1 protein-coding gene is annotated in these 3,132 nt (G+C 60.8%); it reads right to left on the bottom strand.

Translation table 11 applies throughout. From position 1 onward, the window contains the following. The coding region (locus A3754_RS17810) for an NAD-glutamate dehydrogenase domain-containing protein (RefSeq protein WP_197468701.1) at window positions 1–3,132 on the bottom strand (3,132 nt) is incomplete at both ends.

The raw sequence follows: 3,132 nt of genomic DNA, 5'->3' as shown, positions 1-3,132 counted from the left end.
AGCGCAGTTCCTTGCCGTTCACGCGGATGGCGTCATTGGCCCGGTCGCCGACCNGGGCATGGCTTTCGTTGCTGCCTTTTACATAGGTGCCGATACCGCCGTTCCAGAGCAGTTCCACCGGCGCCTTGAGAATCGCCATGATCAATTCGGCCGGGGTCAGTGTCCGTTCACTGATACCCAGCGCCTGGCAGGCCAGCTCACTGAGCTCGATGCTCTTGGCGCTGCGCGACCAGACACCGCCGCCCTCGGACATGGCCTCGCGGTCGAAATCATCCCAGGTGGCGCCCCTGGTGGTGAACAGGCGCTGGCGCTCGGCAAAGGAGGCCGCCGGGTCCGGGTTTGGGTCAATAAAGATGTGCAGGTGATTGAAGGCCGCGACTAATTGAATCTGGTCCGACAACAGCATGCCGTTGCCAAACACATCGCCGCCCATGTCGCCGATCCCCACCACGGTAAACGGCTGCGTCTGGATATCCTTGTCCTGTTCCCGGAAGTGACGCTTGACGCTTTCCCACGCGCCCCGTGCCGTAATCCCCATTTGCTTGTGGTCGTAACCGGCACTGCCGCCAGAGGCAAACGCATCGCCCAGCCAGAAGCCGTATTCATCGGCCAGGCCATTGGCAATATCCGAGAAGGTCGCGGTGCCCTTGTCCGCCGCCACTACCAGGTAGGGATCATCCCCGTCGTGGCGGACCACCTGCTCCGGCGCCACAATCGCGTCGCCTTCGCGATTGTCGGTGATGTCCAGCAGGCCACGGATGAACTCCTTGTAGCAGGCAATACCTTGCTGTTGCCACGCCTCCCGGTCACCCGGCGTACCGCCTTTCACCACAAAACCGCCCTTGGCCCCCACCGGCACAATGATGGCGTTCTTGACCATTTGCGCCTTGACCAGGCCCAGCACCTCGGTGCGGAAATCCTCGCGCCGGTCGGACCAGCGCAGGCCGCCACGGGCCACCGGCCCACCGCGCAAGTGAATGCCTTCCATGGTGGGCGAATACACAAAGGTTTCGTACATGGGTAATGGCGGCGGCAACTCCGACACTTTCTTCGGATCGAGCTTCAGGCTGACATAGGCTTTGTCGTGGCCGCCCGCATCCTGCTGATAGAAGTTGGTACGCAGGCCGGCACGCACCACACTCAGGAACGCCCGTAGCACGCGGTCCGCATCCAGGGACGCTACGCCATCGAGTTCATGATCCAGGTTCTGTGCCAGTTTCAGCCCTTCATTATCACGACGGCTGTCAGTCAACTGCGGGTCAAAGCGGGTTTCGAAAAGCTGCACCAGCAAACGGGCAATGCGCGCATGTTCCGCCAGCAACTCTTCCATGTAGTTCTGCGAATACGGCAAGCCGGTTTGAATCAGGTATTTGGTCAGGGTGCGCAGGCACACCACCTGGCGGGCATTCAGGCCCGCCAGCAACACCAGTCGATTCAGGCCGTCATTTTCCGTATGGCCATTCCAGCATTGCAGGAAGGCATCTTCGAAGTAGCGTTTCTGCTGGGCCGGCCCCAGGGAACACTCCCCGTGGACCTGCACGTCGAAAACCTGAATCCAGCGGGGTTCGCCATCACGGGGCGTCACCCGGGTGGGGTTCTGGCGCACCACCCGCAAACCGAAATTTTCCAGTGCCGGCAGCACATCGGACAAACCAATGGGATTATTCAGGCTATAAAGACGCAGGCTGGTCGGGCATGCCGCGCCATCAGCATCGGTAATGGCCAGGCTGGGCAGCACCGGTTGGGCGGCAGACAACTGCGTCAGGTATTGCAGGTCGGCGGCGGCTTCCACGGCACTGTGTGCTTCCCGGTAACCCAAGGGAAAGGCGTCACCGTAACGCAGGGCCAGGGCAGCCCCGTCATCGGCCCGGCTGCCCACCTTGTCGCCCTGCTCATCCTGGTAGCCACTTTCGCGCAACACTTCCCGTAACTGGTCCGACCAGGAGCGGGTAATTTCAATCAGCCGTTGCTCCACCTGGCTGTCGGTCATGGCCAGCTGTGTGCCTTGGGGAATACGCACAATGCAGTGAATCCGGGCCAGCCCTTCGCGGAGGAAATCCACGGTGCGTTCCACGGAGCGACCGTTGCACAGCGTCATCAGTTCGGCGGTGACCTTGTCGCGCAATTCCCGGGAGTAGCGTTCGCGGCTCAGGTAAATCATGCACGAATAAAAACGCCCATAGCGGTCCCGGCGCATGAATACCCGCAGATGATGACGATCACGCAGAGCGCGAATGCCCATGCAGATGTCGTACAGCTCTTCCTCGCTACACTGGAACAGCTCATCGCGGGGAAGCTGGTAAATGATATCGCGCAGATGCTTGCCGGAATGCGAGCGTTCCGGCAACCGGGAACGATCCAGCACGTAATTCACCTTGCGGCGAATCAGAGGAATGTCCCGGGGACGATTGATGTAGGCATCCAGGGAAAACAGCCCGATATAGCGGTCGGTGCCTTCCACCGAACCATCAGCGGCCAGGCGTTTCACGGACACCACATCCATGTAGTGCGGATGATGAATGGGTGAACGCACATTGGCTTTGGTCACGACCACCAGACGACCATGGCGGATGTATTTGGCCATTTCCTCATGGGGCGCAATAAATTCATCCGCGTTGGCGTAAGGGCTGCCGGGGCGCGCCAGACCAAGGCCGGCCTCGTCCACCAGATGCAGCTGCATGCCACCGTCCACCGTTTTCGCTTCGGAGCGGGCATATCCCAGAAAGGTAAAGTGATCTTCGGACAACCATTCGATAAAGCCGGTGGCTTCCTGTAACTCCTGCTGATCCCGCTCCGGGTAACTGGCCGACAGGTTGCTGCGGGTCGCTTCCAGGTTGTCGAGCATGGGCTCGAAGTCGTCCACCACCACGCGTAAATCACCCAACACGCGCTCGAGAATGTCCTGCAGGCGGGCATAATCCTCGTCGTCTGCCAACGGTTCGAATTCCACGTAGATCATGGACTCCGCCGGCTGCTCGCCATCACCCACCCCCGTGACCTGGGTCAGGTGACCATGGGCATCGCGTCGCACCTGAATGACCGGGTGCACGGTCCAGTCGATGGCGGTGCCGGCATCGCGCACGGCCATGGCAACCGAATCCACCAGAAAGGGGACGTCATCGGTAACGGTGC

The sequence above is a fragment of the Alcanivorax sp. HI0083 genome (genome assembly GCF_001635175.1).
Note: the sequence above shows the minus strand (reverse complement) of the source record. Positions and strands in the feature narration are given on the sequence as shown.